Genomic DNA, 16041 nt, shown 5'->3' with positions numbered 1-16041 from the left:
ATTTTCAGGGCAATCCTTTGTTTTACTTAATTTTAAGACAATACGTTTATTTCTTAAAAAGGTTCATTTTACTTTCTGTCCCGTCGAGCAAACGCTTGATGTTTTTACGGTGGGCGAAAATAACAATGAAAGCCAGCAAAGAACCAAAGATAGGTAAAGCGTAGGTATTAATGGGAAATAACCACAGACAACAGCAAAAAACCACCGCCGCACTGATCGATCCCAACGACACATATTGTGTAGAAATAAATACGACCAGGAAAACGATCAGGCAGATCGCTGCCGCCAAAGGCTGCAAACCTACGATTACTCCCAACGAAGTAGCAACGCCTTTTCCTCCTTTAAACCCGGCAAAAATCGGGAATACGTGTCCCAAAACCGCCATAAAAGACGCCACCAGCTGGATGTGTGTTAAATGAGGAGAAGAAAAAGGAAGCGGCAGCACAAAAAATGGTAACAGCACTGCCAGCATTCCTTTTAATATATCAATAGAGAGTACGACTCTACCCGCTTTTTTCCCCAGGACCCGGAATGTATTTGTTGCTCCCGCATTCTTACTTCCGTGTTCCCGGACGTCTAAATCATATTTTGCACGGCCTACCCAAACAGCTGTGGGGATCGATCCAAGAAAATATGCAGGTATAGCCCATAAAAAATCAGTCCAGTTCATTATTCAAAAATAGCATTTAGTTTGCCTAAGTACACGCTATTTGTTGAGATTTGGTATAAGAAATTTTTCGATTTACGCTTGTCTTCCTTGATGCCGTTGATCGCGTTGGACAATTCCGAATCACTGGTGATAATGTTCAGCGTTCCGTCTTTCTTGATCATGGAATAGTCAAGCAGGTAATCCGGTCCGCCCGGAACCTGCATCATCATCGTGAAATGATCCCCGTTGGAAGAATAAATCTGTTCGAACGCAGAGCGGAATACCACTTGTCTCATCACCGGTTTTCCGTAGAAGTTCACGATCGCCGCACCTTCCAGGCTCGACATCAAACCGCGGATATCCTTGCTCATCGGGATGTTTTTCAGACGGATTCCGGTAATTACAATTGCTTTCTCCATTTCGTCCGGCAGACGTTTCACTTTCTTGTCTTCGGAAAGGGTGTAATCAGACTTGATCTTATCTGCTGTTTTGCGGTCACCCCAGGTCAGCAATGCCTGTTCGATATTGGTTGTTTCGAACGAAAGCGGCTTGGAATCTTTGTAATCCACGATACGTTGTCCGGCACTTTCCCAGATATTCTTATCCATCGGCAGGTTCAGCTTCAGCGTTGCATTCACATCGGTTTGTCCGTTCTGCTGGTTATAAGTTACCGTACCCACAGCATCTACCGTAATATCGCCGTAGTCCATTCCCATGTTGATTTTTCCTTCTCCGGTCATCGAACAGCTTTCTGTGTGCAATGCAATGAAGTTGCCCGGTTCGTTGCGGTTCAGCAATTTTTCCTTCTGCCCGATCTGGAATTCTTTGGAAGAGAAATCATACTGAAGTACTCCTATTGCAGTGATAAAGATCGGATCGTTCGGATCTTCCAGGGAAGAAAGGAAGGTCGGGTACAAACGAATGGAATCTTTCTGACGTGAGTCTCTCCAGACAATTCCCGCAGCAATAGCCTGCCCGTCGAGCGTTTTCATATTCGGAGTAACCGGAATCTGGATGTTTTTCGGATCGATTTCTGCCGCAAACGACATCCAGCTCTTCGTAAATTTCTCACAGTTGTGGTTGATTCGCGTTGCTCCCGCAAAACTGATCAGCGGGTTTGCCGCCTTGATCTTCATATCTCCGTAGTAATCGAAGTACTTGTTCAGTTTGAATCCGGCTTCGCTTTTCACGGTTCCATTGGCAATCGTCTGGTACGAAGAATCGATTCCGATTTTATCCATGTGAATCAGCGTTCTCACAGAATCCGCATCGTAATACGGATAATCTCCTTCGGACGCATATTTTCTCCGTGCTGTAATATTCGTTTTCGCATTCAGGAACGTATGGTACTTCGTGACGTAGTTCGCAACGATTTTCGAATTCAACAACGGATCCATCGCCGCATTCTTGCGGATTGTTACTTTCGAACTATCCGGGTAAATACGCGCATCTGCCACGTCGATAAACTTGGTATTTGAACAATACAAGACCTTGTCGCGCATGGAGAATTTCACTTTCGGAGCCGCAAACTGCAACGAATCCTGGTCCGGGTGGATAGAGAACATGTTGGGTTGCGCCAGATCCAAATCCGTATTGAAACTGATGTCTCCGCCTTTCTTCGCGTTTTTGGAAAGCTCCATTTCGTCCTGATCCATCAGCCAGGTAAACACGTCGACTTTTGCGGCGTATTTGATTACGTGGAAAATTTTCATTTCCTCTCCATCATTCGATTTGAAATCTCCTTTGCGGTCTTTAAACGAAATGTGTGCATTGACATTATTCGACGAGAACGCCAGCGGACTCTCCCCTGCTTCCTGGAACGGGTTTTTGAGGTTGAAGACCGCCGTGTCGGCATCAATATCGTAGCGCTTGAACCGGAAGGCATCTGATCCGAGGTTTGCTTTCTGCATACTCATAATTCCGTATCCGGTCATTCCGGTAGGCTGAATGATCGCCGTTCCTTTCATTTTCGCTTCCCCCCCGAAGAAAGTCAGTTCGTTTTCAAGTGTCGAAGAAGCTTTCAGCAGGTTTTGACGCGGCACATAGGTAATGAATGCATCCGGGGATTTCACATCCGGGAACTGCACGCCTGCTTCTACCGGTTTGTTTTCAAACTTGGCATATCCCAGGGTTGAATCCGGAAGGAAAGTAAATGCTTTGGAATCGGAAGTAGACTGAATGAAGTTGATCACCCCTGCTCCCTGCAATCCGTTGTTCGACAATACAATTTTGTTTTTGTACATCGCTTTTGTACCGTAGAATACATGTCCTTCCGGTGGTGCAACCGTACTGAATCCAAGCGAGTAATCCGCCATGATCTTCAAATCTTCCTTGATTACCGGGAAAATTCCGGCAGAAACCAATTCTCCTTTCAAACGGAAAGACTTCTCGTTGAAGTTGTCCAAACTATCCATTTCGAACGGCGCACAGGTATAATAGAAGCGCGCTGAATCGTATGCTCCTTTGAACAAATCGTATTGGTTGTAATATACTTTTGACGGTTTCGCAGACTTCAGAATCGGGTATTTGGTAATATCCTTCTTCATTCCGGCACGGTTCGACGGATCGTCGATAATGATCTCACCTGAAATTCCGTTCAGGGCAGAACCCAAAGCAATGGAACGGTTTCCGTCTGCCTGCGAAAGCGGTTTCACACGGAAGTAACTTTTATCCGTTTTCGTCAGGTTGATCTTATTTGCGTCGTAATTGTAGCTTGCTTCCAGGGTGTGCACCTCAAATTTCCCGGATGAAGCCCATCCTGTGAATTTGAAATCGCGGTTTTTAGCGATTGTCACTCGTGCTTTGTCCGGCAAAACAAAGGAAGCCTGTGCATCGGAAATCGTCACGCGGTCTACTGCTTCCAGGGAAATATCCATCGAAGACAGACTCATTTTACCGAAATTCGGCATGGTTCTTCGCTGAATGGCCATCAATGAATCTTCTTTCGCAATTTTCTGAAGCGCCGGATTGTCTTTCAACTGTTCCGGAGCATATTTCGGCTTCGGACGCATATCCGATACAAAGATCAGGTTGTCATAATCACGTTTTCCCGCTCTTGCCTCGATAAATACTTTCGTTTTCTGGTTCACGGTTACCATTTTGTTTTCCGTGTCGTAACTGATAAATCCGTAGGAAGCCAAATCCAGCAGCTGTGTTTTCACCTGGTCAACGGTTTTTCCCATTGCCGTAGCCGCTTTTCCTTCGGTCAGCGTAAATTCATCGAATTTGTAACAGTAATTATAAAGTGCTGCCAACGGGTGCACCTGCTCCATTCCCTGCAAACGGTCATACAGACGGCCGTCGTAGAAATTCATGGATTCGAAGCGTGCAATTCGCTGCTCCTGGCTGGTTCCGAATTCATAGGTAAAGACCAAATCCCCTCCGGTTCTGTTCCAGGTCACTTTCTGTACGTACCATTCCAACTGGTGATACGAATCGGTAAACGGAGATTGCAAAACACCTGATTTTCCGCGGGTAAGTTCCACCGAATTGGAGTCTTTGGCGTACATAAAGCCAACTCCGGGATGCGTAATCGAATCTTTCTCCCCAACGTAAATGGTCGTTTGAGTGATGTTAGAAAGGATTTTTGCCGGTGCGATGGCAATGTACTGCGTTTTAGCGATGAGAAACTTCTTCCCGTTTCGCTTAATCGTCAACTGCGCCATTTCTTTCTGATTTCCCAGACCAACTACACTGGATCCCTCCAGGGAAAATCCGCCCACATAGTCCATATCCGGCAAAATGTTGTTGATCGCCAGTTTGCGTTCGTGGGAAATGAACTGCGGATAGTTTTTATCTGCTTCGCGAATCACGCGGAATGCGCGTTCATTCAAGGTTCCTTTGATTTTTTTACCCGGGAAGAACGGACTGGTAAGGGAAACGGTATCTGCTTTCAGGAAATTGGATTTCATGGAAGCATCGTAATTTCCCAATTCTGCGAATGTTTCACTGTCTTTCAGGCCTACTTTTACCCAGTTGACTTTTCCGCCTTTCCCAATCCATTTTTTCAGGATCGGGTCGTAAGTTCCTCCCGTATTGTAAACGACCAGTGAGTCGAGGAAACGCGGTTCGTTTCTTTTGGCTCCCTTGTTCGGAAAACCACACACCAAACGTCCGTCAGTGAACTTGATAAATGGCTTGTCTGTATACTCAAACACGTAGGAACCATAGAAATACCATTCTTCGTTGGAAGAACTTGCCAGCATTCCTTTGGAGAAAAATCCGGCCGACATTTCGATGAAGTCTTTGAATTTATTGATATTTTTTGCGTCGAGCAGTTTATCAACCGAACTGTGCCATGCGGTAAAGGACGATTCGGGCTGCTTGTTCTTCACAAAAGAGTAAACGGAGAAAATGTAATTGTAAATCTCAGGATATGCTTTTAAGCGTTTGCTCTCCATCAAATTACAGGTTGCAACCATCTGTGTGAAATACTTGTCCGGAAAATCGGTTGATTTCAACAAGGTAACCGAAAACTCGTCCTTGAGAAAATCCTTCTGATCCTTATCCAGGTAGTCATTGGTCAATGAACTGAGTGCTTTTACGAATTTTTCCCGGTTGTCCGGATAAGACTGCGAAAAAAGCTGCGTCACACTCATGATTGCAACTAAAACAAATCCCCATTTTTTCATATTGCTACTTTTTGAAGTTTCATGGAAGCCCATGTTTCTTTATCTCTTGTTTCTACTAATTCAAAACCAACGTTTTTGGCTGCCTGTTCCAATTCCGGAACATCGGATGTGAAGAAACCGCTCAGGTACAGCAACCCGCCGTCAGAACACAATTTGGCATAATCCGGCAGGTGTCTTTTCAACACATTTTTATTGATATTAGCAAGGATCACGCCGAAATTTCCTTCTTCGATCGAATCGATGTCGCCCAAAAGTCCACGGATGTGTGTGCAGGAATTCCGCGCGGCATTTTCGAGCGTATTTTCCACTGACCAGGATTCAATATCCACAGCCAGAATATCTTTCGCTCCTTTTTTCTCTGCTAAAATGGCCAATACACCGGTTCCCGTTCCCATATCCAATATCCTCTCAGGAAGTAAGTGTAAATCGAGGAGGAATTGTGACATCAGGTAAGTTGTTTGGTGGTGTCCGGTTCCGAAAGACATCTGTGGCTGAATCACAATCAGCTCACGTCCCGGAAAATCTTCTGCCTGGTGAAACGGCGCAATGATCGCCAATCGGGAATCCACTAATACCGGTTCGAAAGACGCTTCCCAGGTAGCATTCCAGTTTTGGTGCGGAATTTCGGCAACATGCCATTTCACCTCTATGTCGTTGTTATCGTGAATCGACGTTTCTTTCAAAATGGATGAAACATCGCCGATTTGAACCGGAGCATAGGCCTGGATTCCCGTTTCCGTTTCCACGAAACTTTCAAACCCGAATTCCGCCAGTTCTGCAATCAGAATGTCTGCCCAGGGTTCTCTCGGGGTAATATCAAGGGTTAATTCAATATAGTCCATGTCTCTTCAGCTACTAAAACAGCAAATTCGGAAGCTTTCAATGAAGCTCCTCCGATTAATCCTCCGTCTACATTTTCGCACGCAAATAACGATTGAGCATTGCCGGGGTTACAACTTCCACCGTATAAAATGGAGGTGTTTTCTGCTATTTCTTTTCCGTACTGCTCTTCTACCCACGAACGGATGGCTGCGTGCATCTCTTCGGCCTGTTCCGCGCTAGCGGTTTTCCCTGTTCCGATCGCCCAAATAGGTTCGTAAGCAATTACGACCTGCTTAAACGCTGCCCCGTCCAAATGAAAAACACTTTCTTCCAGTTGTTGTTTGACGTACTCCAAAAACGTTCCGTTTTCACGGATTTCCAAGGGTTCTCCACAACAGAAGAACGGTTTGATTCCATGCGCCAGTGCCGCATCCAGTTTCTCTTTCAAAAACGCGTTGCTTTCACGGAAATATTCTCTTCTTTCGGAGTGACCGATCAAAACGGCTGTTACTCCCGCCTCCTGCAGTTGCCACATGCTCACTTCACCGGTATATGCCCCGCTGTCTTTCGGATACGCGTTTTGAGCTCCTACTTTCACATGCGTCGCATGCATTTGACATTCATTCACATAGAGCATCGGGGGAAAAATATATACTTCAATTCCCGAACCGATGTTCATGTTGTTCACTTCCCGGCACAATTCCTGCGCCTGGGCCTGTGATAAATTCATTTTCCAATTTCCTGCTACAATCTTTGAGCGCATATTATTTCTTCAATAAGTTCGTTTGAATCCAGTTAAATTCCGGTAGTGAGTTTCCGGTATATTTTCCTTTCACACGTCCGTGTTTCAGCACCAACAATGCCGGGTTTGCACGTGAAATGGCTTTCAGTTCCACTCCGTCGTTAATAAACACCGGGACATGGAAGTTGTGTTTCTTTTTAAAGGCTTCGATTTCGCTATCGGACGAACCAACCACCAATACAAACGGTACGCCCGCTTTTTTAGCTGCGGCAGCGAGTGTTTTCAATTCCGTCAGATGGTTCGTGTCAAACTCCTTCAGACTTTTTGAGAAGGCCACAATCACTTCCGGAGCCTTGAACAGGAAGTCGCGGATGCTGACATCCGTAAATTCAGGGTTCTCTACCTGGATCGTGTCTAGGATCGTGTACGTATCATTCGGATAAGATTCCACGTTGTATTCGATTTCAGGAATCTCTATTTTTTCCTTCGTAACATTATCCAGCAGGCGGAGTCCGGTTACGTGGCGTTTCTCCAGTTGTTTTTTCACCACATCCAGCTGCAATTCGTCGGCAGTCAGGGAACGGATGGAACGGGAAGGATTGAATTGTGCCGTATCAATCGAAGGCAGTTTCGTCGGAATGATTTCCTTATTGAGCATTTCCAGGTACTTCCACTCTTTCGTTTTTTCCCATATTTTAGAATCCATGAATTCCTTGCTCGAACCATCGTATTCGCGTTTTTCCCCGGTCTGAATGTTTTTGTATACCAGTAAACTCTGGTATTTCCCCGGAATTCCGTCTTTTGTCAAATCAGGAAGGTAGTTCCCAACGGCATACGGACGGTAATCTCTCAGAGGATCGTAACGCAATACGTACCAGATAAAGACACTGCACAAAAGCGTTACTATCAATGCGGAACCGTAATGATTTCCGATAAACCTGTTTCGGATGCGGTAAATCCACAAGGCAGCCAGAATCGCAATCACGGAGAACAGAATCGGGAAATACCAGTCAAATACCCACGAAAGCCCGCTGATCAGTGCCAATGAAACCGGTACATAAATCCAGTTTTGGCGAACTGTATTCGGCTGGATTAGTTTCTGAGCCGCGAAAATCCAGATCACGAGGTAAAGCAGTACGATGTCTTTCCACAAGGATTCTTTCGGCGTCAGTGATCTTCCGACCGAACCTTTCATCGCATCACCGAAACACCCACAATCTGTCACACACTGTGGAGATTTCAACTCTTCCACCACCACTTCTTTGGACGTTTTGGACACAATCTTGACGTCTTTATTCGTTTTAGCCTCTTCTATTTTCGTGTCTGCAAGCTGTGCTTCTTTGGCAATATCCAGGGAATACGTATCGCGGTCTGTAAATTTCACTTTGGGATCACAGGTGGATGTATGCCAGGTCAGGAAGGTAAAGAACAACATCATGATCACCAGCAGCCAGCTCACCAAACGCGTTTTTCCGCCGATGATCACCAGAACACCCAGTACGATTTCTACAATACAGATAATGACAGACAGTACTAAGGCATGCTGAATGAAGTATTCCAGGGAAAATCCGGGTGCTCCGAACAGTTCTTTGATACGGTATGCCAGGGCTCCGTCTTCAAAATATTCTTCCAGTTTGTATGAAAAACCAACGGGATCATTCGCTTTGATCAAGCCCGAAACAATGAACAAACTTCCGACGATGATGCGCGACACGGTTGCGATCATCAGTTTTCCCTTGAAAAAGATCAATGCCACTGCCGAAAAGAGCATGAGCACCATTCCAAGACTGACAAAAAGCATTTTCTGTGCTTCAAAATGGTCGTGGAAGCCCATCGTTGTGAGCGTCAAACCGATTAAATTCAAAATCACGAACAGAACATTGAGTGGTAGTGAATGTCCCGAAATAGTTCTCGTAGTTTTCATAGAAACCTGTAAATGTTAAAGGGTGAGGTGTATTAAAGCGAAAATCGAGTAGTTCAAAATATCGAAATAATTGGATTCGATTCCTTCGGAAGCAATGGTTTGTCCTCCGTTGTCTTCGATTTGTTTGATTCGTAACAACTTGATTAAAATCATATCGGTTAATGAACTCACGCGCATGTCTCTCCAGGCTTCCCCGTAGTCATGATTTTTGCGTTCCATCAATTCAAAAGCTTCATCTGCCACCTGGTTGTAAAGGCTCAGGGCCTCATCCGGATTCAGTTCCAAACCGAAACCGTCATTGGCTCTCAACTGGATAATTGCCATGATACAGTAATTCACCATTGCGTCGAATTCCCCTTCAATACTCTCCCCGACCTTGTTTTCGTTGGTCTCCTGGATGGTACGAATGCGGTTGGCTTTGATGAAGATCTGATCCGTTAAACTACTGGCTCTTGCTATGCGCCAGGAAGTTCCGTAATCTGTCGTTTTTTTCAGGAAAATTTCTCTACAACCCTGTACGATGTGTTGATATTGTTCCGAAGTTTGTATCATCTATGTCAGTATGGAATTTTTAAGGTTTGAAAATACAACTTTTTCGCGAGAGTGGCAGTTAAACATCCGCGGTAAGTTATTCACTATTTCCGCTCCACAGGTGATGGGAATCGTCAATTGCACGCCCGATTCTTTTTATAAGAACAGCCGGAAACCGGAGCTGGAAGAGCAACGCGCCCTGATCGACGAACATGTCCGAAACGGCGCAACCTGGTTAGATTTAGGAGGTTACTCCACCCGTCCGGGAGCTGAACACATTTCGGAGCAAGCCGAAATTGAGCGCATCAAACCGGCTCTTTCCTATGCACTGGAAACCTACCCGGATGTGAAACTGAGTGTTGATACTTTTCAGGCGGGAGTGGCTGCTTATGCTTTGGAACAGGGCGCTCACCTGATCAATGACATCAGCGGCGGGCTGATTGATTCCGATCTGTTTTCGGTGGTTGCTTCTCACCGCGTTCCGTACGTTTTGATGCACATGCGGGGAACTCCGCAAAACATGGCGGGTCTGAATCAGTATGACAACTTGCTCCGGGAAGTCATCTATGAATTGGGAATTCAGAAGGAAAAAGCATTACAAGCCGGAATCAAAGACATTCTTGTTGACCCGGGCTTCGGATTTGCCAAAAACAGCGAACAGAACCTGGAATTGTTTTCGAAAATGGAGGCTTTCCACTTGTTCAACTGCCCCTTATTGGTTGGGATTTCCCGAAAATCGATGATTTACAAAACCTTGAGAATCGGAGCAGAAGATTCTCTCAACGGAACAACTGTTCTCCATGCGCTGGCATTGGACAAAGGCGCTTCAATCCTGCGCGTTCACGATGTGAAAGAAGCTGTTGAAACCGTAACGTTGTGGGGGAAAATCAAAAATAAATGAAAATAGAGTCAAGAGACCCGATTTTTAGAGTCATGACTCTTATCTCCTGGGTCATTTTGATTTTTCAATTTTGCATTTAAAAGACTCGTTCGCTGATCTTCGAAACCGGGTAAGCGTTCATTGTAGCTGATGCGGTTGCGATCAAATCTCCTTTCTGATTGCTCACTTTTGTTTCTGCAAATAAAATACGTTTCCCCGATTTCACCACCCTCGCATCTGCCGTCAGGGTATCGTTTTTATGTGCCGGATGGAGGTATGAAATCGTCAGATTGACCGTCGAAACGACTTTCATTTCTTCGCAAACCTGGGAAAGACATGCTACTCCGAGTGCTGCATCAATCAGTGCTGCAACCGAACCCCCATGCGCTGCAAAAGGCGTCGCCAGGTGATTTTCAGAGACCGTCATGTGATAAATCACGTGCCCTTTCGAAGCAACGTCAAAGTCCATTCCCAGTAGATCTCCGAAGCGGTTCCAGACCATGTACTGCTGGATAATCGGGTGTTGTTTTAAATTTTCCATTATTTCGCTTCCTGCATTTGAACAATATGTTCCTGCGGAGAAGTCAGGTGAAGCCCTTCGTTCTCAAATTCGGTATAAATACGCTTATTCAATTCATAAAACACATTCCAGTAGTCTTCCGTTTTGGCCCAGGCACGTACGGTAACCATTACGGATGCGCCCAATTCTCCCAAAGCCACAAACGGGGCCGGGTCTTTTTTCACCCGTTTATCTTCCGACAAGTATTTCAGGATCAACTGGTGTGCTTTCACGTAATCATCTCCGTAGGAAATCGGAATGCTCCAGTCTACTCTGCGCACGTTTGCTTTCGTAAAATTGGTCAATGCTCCGTTTGCAATGGGTCCGTTCGGAACCACAATCACTTTATTATCAGAAGTGTGCATGTAGGTATAAAAAATCTGAATTTCCTTTACCGTTCCCTGCAGGTTCTGAGTCAGAATGGTGTCTCCAACCTTAAACGGCTTGAAGAGCAGGATCATAACACCTCCGGCAAAATTGGAAAGTGTTCCGGAGAATGCCATACCGATCGCCAAACCTGCTGCTCCGAGAATCGCTACAAAAGAGGTCATTTCGATTCCCAATTGTGTGATCGCCGTAACAATAAACAGCACTTTGAGCATGATGGTTACCAAACTCGACAGGAAGGTAATCAATCCTGCATCTACCTTACCACGAGTCAAAATGCGCACTACCAGGCGGCCAACCCATTTGGCAATCCAGAAACCGACAAACAGGATGATAATGGCAAAGATCAGGTTCGTTCCTGATTTCACCAGCCACTGCTTCGCTTCGGTCCAACTGAATCCGAAAATACGCTCGAAATCTGCAGAAATTCCTTTTTCAGTTTTTTCCGCTATTTCTGCTCCAATCTTTTCAATCTCACTAGCCAGACGAAAAAACAAGCTTTTTACCATCATCTAAATCGCATTAAGGGAATTTCGGGAATTGCTGGAAGTTCGGTTCGCGTTTTTCCAAAAATGCGCGTTTTCCTTCCTGTGCTTCTTCCATCAAATAATACATCAGGGTAGCATCTCCTGCAAACTCCATCAAACCACGCTGTCCGTCCAGTTCGGCATTCAAACCGCGCTTGATCATACGGATCGCCAATGGAGAACGTTTCATAATGGTCTGACACCATTGAACAGTTGTATCTTCCAAATCTTTCAATGGAACCACTTTGTTCACCATTCCCATTTTCTCTGCTTCATCAGCAGTATATTGTTCACACAGGAACCAAATCTCACGTGCTTTTTTCTGACCTACATGGCTTGCCAGGAACGAAGATCCGAAACCGGCATCAAAACTTCCTACTTTCGGCCCGGTTTGTCCAAAACGTGCATTTTCAGAAGCGATTGTAATATCACAAACTACGTGCAGCACGTGTCCCCCACCGATTGCATACCCGTTTACCATCGCAATAACCGGCTTCGGCAACGCACGGATTGCTTTGTGTACGTCCAATACGTTCAAACGCGGAACACCGTTTTCGGAAATGTATCCTCCGACACCTTTCACGTTCTGATCTCCACCCGAACAAAATGCCTTATCCCCTTCTCCGGTCAATACCACCACACCGACATCTTGTCTTTCACGGCAGATTTCGAGTGCATCCAGGATTTCCATGTTTGTTTCCGGGCGGAAAGCGTTATAAACACGCGGTCTGTTGATGGTGATTTTAGCAATTCCGTCGAATAATTCGAACTTGATATCGGTATAGGACTTAATGGACGTCCAGTTTCTATTTGACATGTTTTGATTTTTTTCTTTTACAAAAATAACAATGCTTGCATAAAATTACTAATTGCGAAGCCGAATTATGAATTGAGAAGAGACGATTGCAAAAATCAGTGTTTAGCTCCGGCAGGAGTATACATTGTGACACCATTTGCACGATACTCCGCAAGCATTACTTCCAGCATTTTAGCAGCATCAAATACCAGGGTTTGTGCCTTTCCAAGGGTTGCATAATGCATCACTCCTTTTGCTTCAAAAAGCGGAAGCAGTTCATCGCATTTGCGTTTCGCGGATTGCTCCGGGTTGTGAACTTTTACGGAAACAGGAACACGCTCCCCATTTTCCCGGATAATTTCGGTTTGAAACACTTCCGGAAAATAAACCGGGTATTTGAACCCCGGAACCGCATCTTCTAAAACATGCAGGGAAGTTCCTGCATTATCCAGTGTGACGCCTACATACAAAATCTTTCCATTGGCCTGAGCCAGGCGTGCAAAAGGACTTTTCTCCGTGTAAGGCGTCAATTCCCCCAAGTGTCCATTGGTAAACCAATCGGCATCAGGGCCGAAACAGCAAACCGGTTCCGTAGGACTTTCGGAGCGTTTCACTCCCGGAAGTTTTCGAAAATATTCGGTAATTGCCCCCATTTTGGACGGTTCGTTCGCTACATCAAAGGCTTTCAGATTCCGGATGTAATCCAGCTGGTATCCCGGATTGGGAGAACTCGGCATTAACAGATTTCCTTCAGGCCCGATTACTGATAAAAGTGCATCTACAAACGTTTTAGGGCCTCCCTGAACAAAACCGATCTTTGAAAAACTACTATGAACCAAAATGGAATCACCTTTCTGAATGCCGCATTGTTCCAGGTCATGAATCAAATCTTCCAGTGAAGCTCCCGTTCCTGCTGCTTCCTGTTCGCGAATAAGTTTGCGCTGCTTGTTTTTCTTGTTCTCGCGGTACGCATTCAGCAGTTTATCCGGAAGTACAGACCGGAGCAGATTTCTCAAAGCAGGCATTAGTCCTTAAGCGGTTTGATGAGTTTGTTTTCCGGAACGTAGAAATAATGCAGTTCCGTTCCTTTTGAAAGGATATAAAAATCGTCCTGCACTTTCCGGATGTTGGAATATTCCAACGGAACAACCAGTTTTCCTTTATTGGTGTAGATTCCGTAGAACGCTCCCAAAGACACGATAAAATGCGAATCATCCAGTACTTTGATCGTGGTGTGTTCAATCGGGATTACGATTTCTCCTTTGGCATTAATCGCGCCTTTCAAAGTCAGCATCTGCACGACCCCCAAACCGGATTTAAAACTTTCTGCATATTCGTAGGACGCAGGAATAATGACTTTGTTTTGCATATCGATAAAGCCCCATTTTCCGGCTTTTTCGAAAGCGATTAACGAAGAAACAGCTCCCAGTTTGGAATAAGTCAATGGAATAACAGGTTTCCCGTTTTTATCGATCACTCCGAATTTGTTTGCTTTGGAGACTTTGGCATACGCCCCCACGAATTCTCCTTCTGTTTTCGCATTTGTGAAATAGTCGAAGGTTGCAGGAATCACTGCCTGTCCTTTTTTATTCAGGTAACCGATCCGGTCATCTGAAATCACCAGAGCACGATCTGAAACCAGCATTCCCAAATCTTCAATGGCAATGGTTTTCAACTCGTTACCCTGGAACGTTGCCAGTTTTGAACTCTCGTCTCCTTCGATAATGATGAGTGAGTCTCCGAACAGGTTAATGGACTCATACAAAGGCTTCACTTTGAATGATCCGTACACATCGATGTACCCTTCCAATCCTTTAAACGTCACTTTTGCCATTCCGTTCGAAAAGGAAAATGCTTCTTCGTATTGTTCCGGAATTCGTGGATAACCCAACCCGTCGAAATACCCGTACAAACTGTCTTTCATCGCATAGATCAATCCTTCTGAAAACTGCCCGATGTCTTTGTACTGTGGTTCAACGATATACGCTCCGGAGCGGTCAATGATTCCGAACACGCTGTCCAGCTCCACAATGGCCCTTCCTTTATCGAAGTCATTGCAGCTGGTATATTTAAACGGAATGATGATTTCGTTTGCCTTGTTCACAAAGCCGTATTTTCCGCTTTTTTCAGCCCATGCCAACCCTTCTTTGAAAAAGCCTACCGTACTGTATTGCGCCGGGATCACTGTTTTTCCGTTCAGATCCATCCAGCCGAACAATCCATTCTTTTTAAACGGAATGATTTGCTGCATTCCCAGTTCCTTGTCTTTTTTCAATTCCGACAAATACGGATAATCCGGGTATTCTTTCTGGAATTTATCCAGGCGCTCCAGTGAATAATCTGCCATATACAACTGGTAGAGTTTTCTCCAGGCACTTTCCACATTGCGGTTTTTCGGATAAGTACGAATAAATGATTGATAATCCTGCACCCGGTTTTGAGTAGTACTCAAATGATAAATCTGATCCTGCGCATCCGCTACATACGGATTGGTCGGGAACTGCTTTTCAAAATTCAGGAATGCTGCGATGTTTTTCCCTTCCGTATTTTCGGTGTACTGCAGTCGGTAGAAATTATTCAATGCCTCCTTCTGGAAGTCGGATTGCGGATATTTTTTCAAAAACAGATCAAAAGCTGCAGAAGTATTTGATGTCTTAGCCTTCACATATCCGATCGAATCGCGTGCGTAAACCGCTTTAAACGTTTCCTTTGCCCAATCATTGGTTTTCAGGAAACCATCGTATGCTTCTTCCGAAGGATTTTGAAGGACGCGCTGGAAAAGTGCGGTGGAAATCTCCTGGCGCAGGCTGGCAATTGCCAAATAGTCAAAATTGTATTTTTTGAGGGATTCTTTCTGCTTATCCTTCATCAATCCATAGCTTTTCTCAGAGCGAACCACACAGTTCAGTGCCGAATCGAGCTGGTGAAAAGGATTATCTTTCCGGTAGTAGATCATTGCCAAACCATAGTTTGCAGCAGATTGACTTGATTTCAGGGATTTTTCAAAGAGTCTTTTCGCTTCAAAGTAATTGAACTGATTCAATGCTTTAAATGCATCATCAATGGAACCGGCCTGTACGTTCGTGAACACACAAACAAACGATAAAACTAAAATCTTAATACGCAGTGAACTCATGGTACAAATATAACCATCTACCTATTAAAGGTAAGGCAAAAGGCAATGAAAACGGTGAAAAAATGTCAAAAAAAACCCTGACGAAGCAAGCTTGTCAGGGTTCACTATTTCGGGGATGAAATTACTTTTTGTATTTCGCGTAACGGTTGTTGAACTTGTCAATACGACCTGCTGTATCCACGAATTGTACAATTCCTGTAAAGAATGGGTGAGACTTGTGAGAGATATCCAATTTTACCAATGGATATTCATTTCCGTCTTCCCAAGTAACTGTTTCTGAAGTGTTAGCAGAAGAATGACACAAAAATGCGTAGTCATTTGTCATGTCTTTAAAAACTACTAATCTATAATCTTCCGGGTGAATACCTGCTTTCATATCTTGTTATGCTTATTTTTTATTCTTCTATTCAAAAATGGTTTGCAAAGATAATCAAACTTTTTAATTCACAACAAAAAA

Annotated in this window: 13 protein-coding genes; 1 reads left to right on the top strand and 12 read right to left on the bottom strand. The window is 44.6% G+C overall.

Annotated features, from left to right (window positions below):
• Positions 1-46: 46 nt before the first annotated feature.
• From plsY to ABDV94_RS01980, 6 genes are read right to left on the bottom strand one after another with little or no spacing between them, the layout of a single operon-like run.
• Entirely contained in the window at positions 47-670 is a 624-nt protein-coding gene (gene plsY, locus ABDV94_RS02005) for a glycerol-3-phosphate 1-O-acyltransferase PlsY (RefSeq protein ID WP_343604323.1), read from the bottom strand.
• Positions 670-5280, bottom strand: a complete 4611-nt coding sequence (locus tag ABDV94_RS02000; RefSeq protein WP_343604322.1) for a hypothetical protein — start codon at positions 5278-5280, stop codon at positions 670-672. Before ABDV94_RS02000 ends, plsY begins: the two co-directional genes overlap by 1 nt.
• Entirely contained in the window at positions 5277-6122 is an 846-nt protein-coding gene (gene prmA / locus ABDV94_RS01995; protein ID WP_343604320.1) for a 50S ribosomal protein L11 methyltransferase, read from the bottom strand. The genes ABDV94_RS02000 and prmA overlap by 4 nt, the downstream gene beginning before the upstream one ends.
• Positions 6104-6865 carry a triose-phosphate isomerase gene (gene tpiA / locus ABDV94_RS01990; RefSeq protein WP_343604318.1) on the bottom strand — a complete coding sequence of 254 codons (762 nt, stop codon included), beginning with the start codon at positions 6863-6865 and terminating at the stop codon, positions 6104-6106. Before tpiA ends, prmA begins: the two co-directional genes overlap by 19 nt.
• Before the next feature lies 1 nt (position 6866).
• A complete protein-coding gene (locus ABDV94_RS01985; protein WP_343604317.1) occupies positions 6867-8768 on the bottom strand; it encodes a DoxX family protein in 1902 nt (633 codons plus the stop codon).
• Positions 8769-8783: 15 nt separating this feature from the next.
• The gene (locus ABDV94_RS01980; RefSeq protein WP_343604315.1) at positions 8784-9320 is read right to left on the bottom strand and encodes a DUF1599 domain-containing protein; all 537 of its coding nucleotides are present in this window, start codon (positions 9318-9320) and stop codon (positions 8784-8786) included.
• Between the two features lie 10 nt (positions 9321-9330).
• Here ABDV94_RS01980 and folP point away from each other — a divergent pair, with 10 nt between their 5' ends.
• Positions 9331-10200 carry a dihydropteroate synthase gene (gene folP, locus ABDV94_RS01975; RefSeq protein ID WP_343604313.1) on the top strand — a complete coding sequence of 290 codons (870 nt, stop codon included), beginning with the start codon at positions 9331-9333 and terminating at the stop codon, positions 10198-10200.
• 76 nt (positions 10201-10276) lie between these two features.
• Here the strand turns inward: folP and ABDV94_RS01970 are convergent, their stop codons facing one another.
• The 6 genes from ABDV94_RS01970 to ABDV94_RS01945 form a co-directional block, all read right to left on the bottom strand.
• On the bottom strand, positions 10277-10720 hold the full coding sequence (locus tag ABDV94_RS01970) for a PaaI family thioesterase (protein ID WP_343604312.1): 444 nt from the start codon (positions 10718-10720) through the stop codon (positions 10277-10279).
• Positions 10720-11637 (bottom strand): mechanosensitive ion channel domain-containing protein, encoded by a 918-nt coding sequence (locus ABDV94_RS01965; RefSeq protein ID WP_343604310.1) that lies wholly within the window; start codon positions 11635-11637, stop codon positions 10720-10722. The genes ABDV94_RS01970 and ABDV94_RS01965 overlap by 1 nt, the downstream gene beginning before the upstream one ends.
• A gap of 10 nt (positions 11638-11647) precedes the next feature.
• Complete coding sequence (gene menB, locus ABDV94_RS01960; protein WP_343604308.1) at positions 11648-12469, bottom strand: 1,4-dihydroxy-2-naphthoyl-CoA synthase; 822 nt, start codon at positions 12467-12469, stop codon at positions 11648-11650.
• 95 nt (positions 12470-12564) lie between these two features.
• Positions 12565-13473, bottom strand: a complete 909-nt coding sequence (locus tag ABDV94_RS01955) for an AAC(3) family N-acetyltransferase (protein WP_343604306.1) — start codon at positions 13471-13473, stop codon at positions 12565-12567.
• Positions 13473-15584, bottom strand: coding sequence for a WG repeat-containing protein (locus ABDV94_RS01950; protein WP_343604304.1), 2112 nt, complete (start codon positions 15582-15584; stop codon positions 13473-13475). The genes ABDV94_RS01955 and ABDV94_RS01950 overlap by 1 nt, the downstream gene beginning before the upstream one ends.
• A 121-nt stretch (positions 15585-15705) precedes the next feature.
• A complete protein-coding gene (locus ABDV94_RS01945) occupies positions 15706-15960 on the bottom strand; it encodes a type B 50S ribosomal protein L31 (RefSeq protein WP_343604302.1) in 255 nt (84 codons plus the stop codon).
• Positions 15961-16041 lie beyond the last annotated feature (81 nt).

It is taken from the genome of Fluviicola sp. (assembly GCF_039596355.1).
Lineage (GTDB): Bacteria > Bacteroidota > Bacteroidia > Flavobacteriales_D > Crocinitomicaceae > Fluviicola.
Note: the sequence above shows the minus strand (reverse complement) of the source record. Positions and strands in the feature narration are given on the sequence as shown.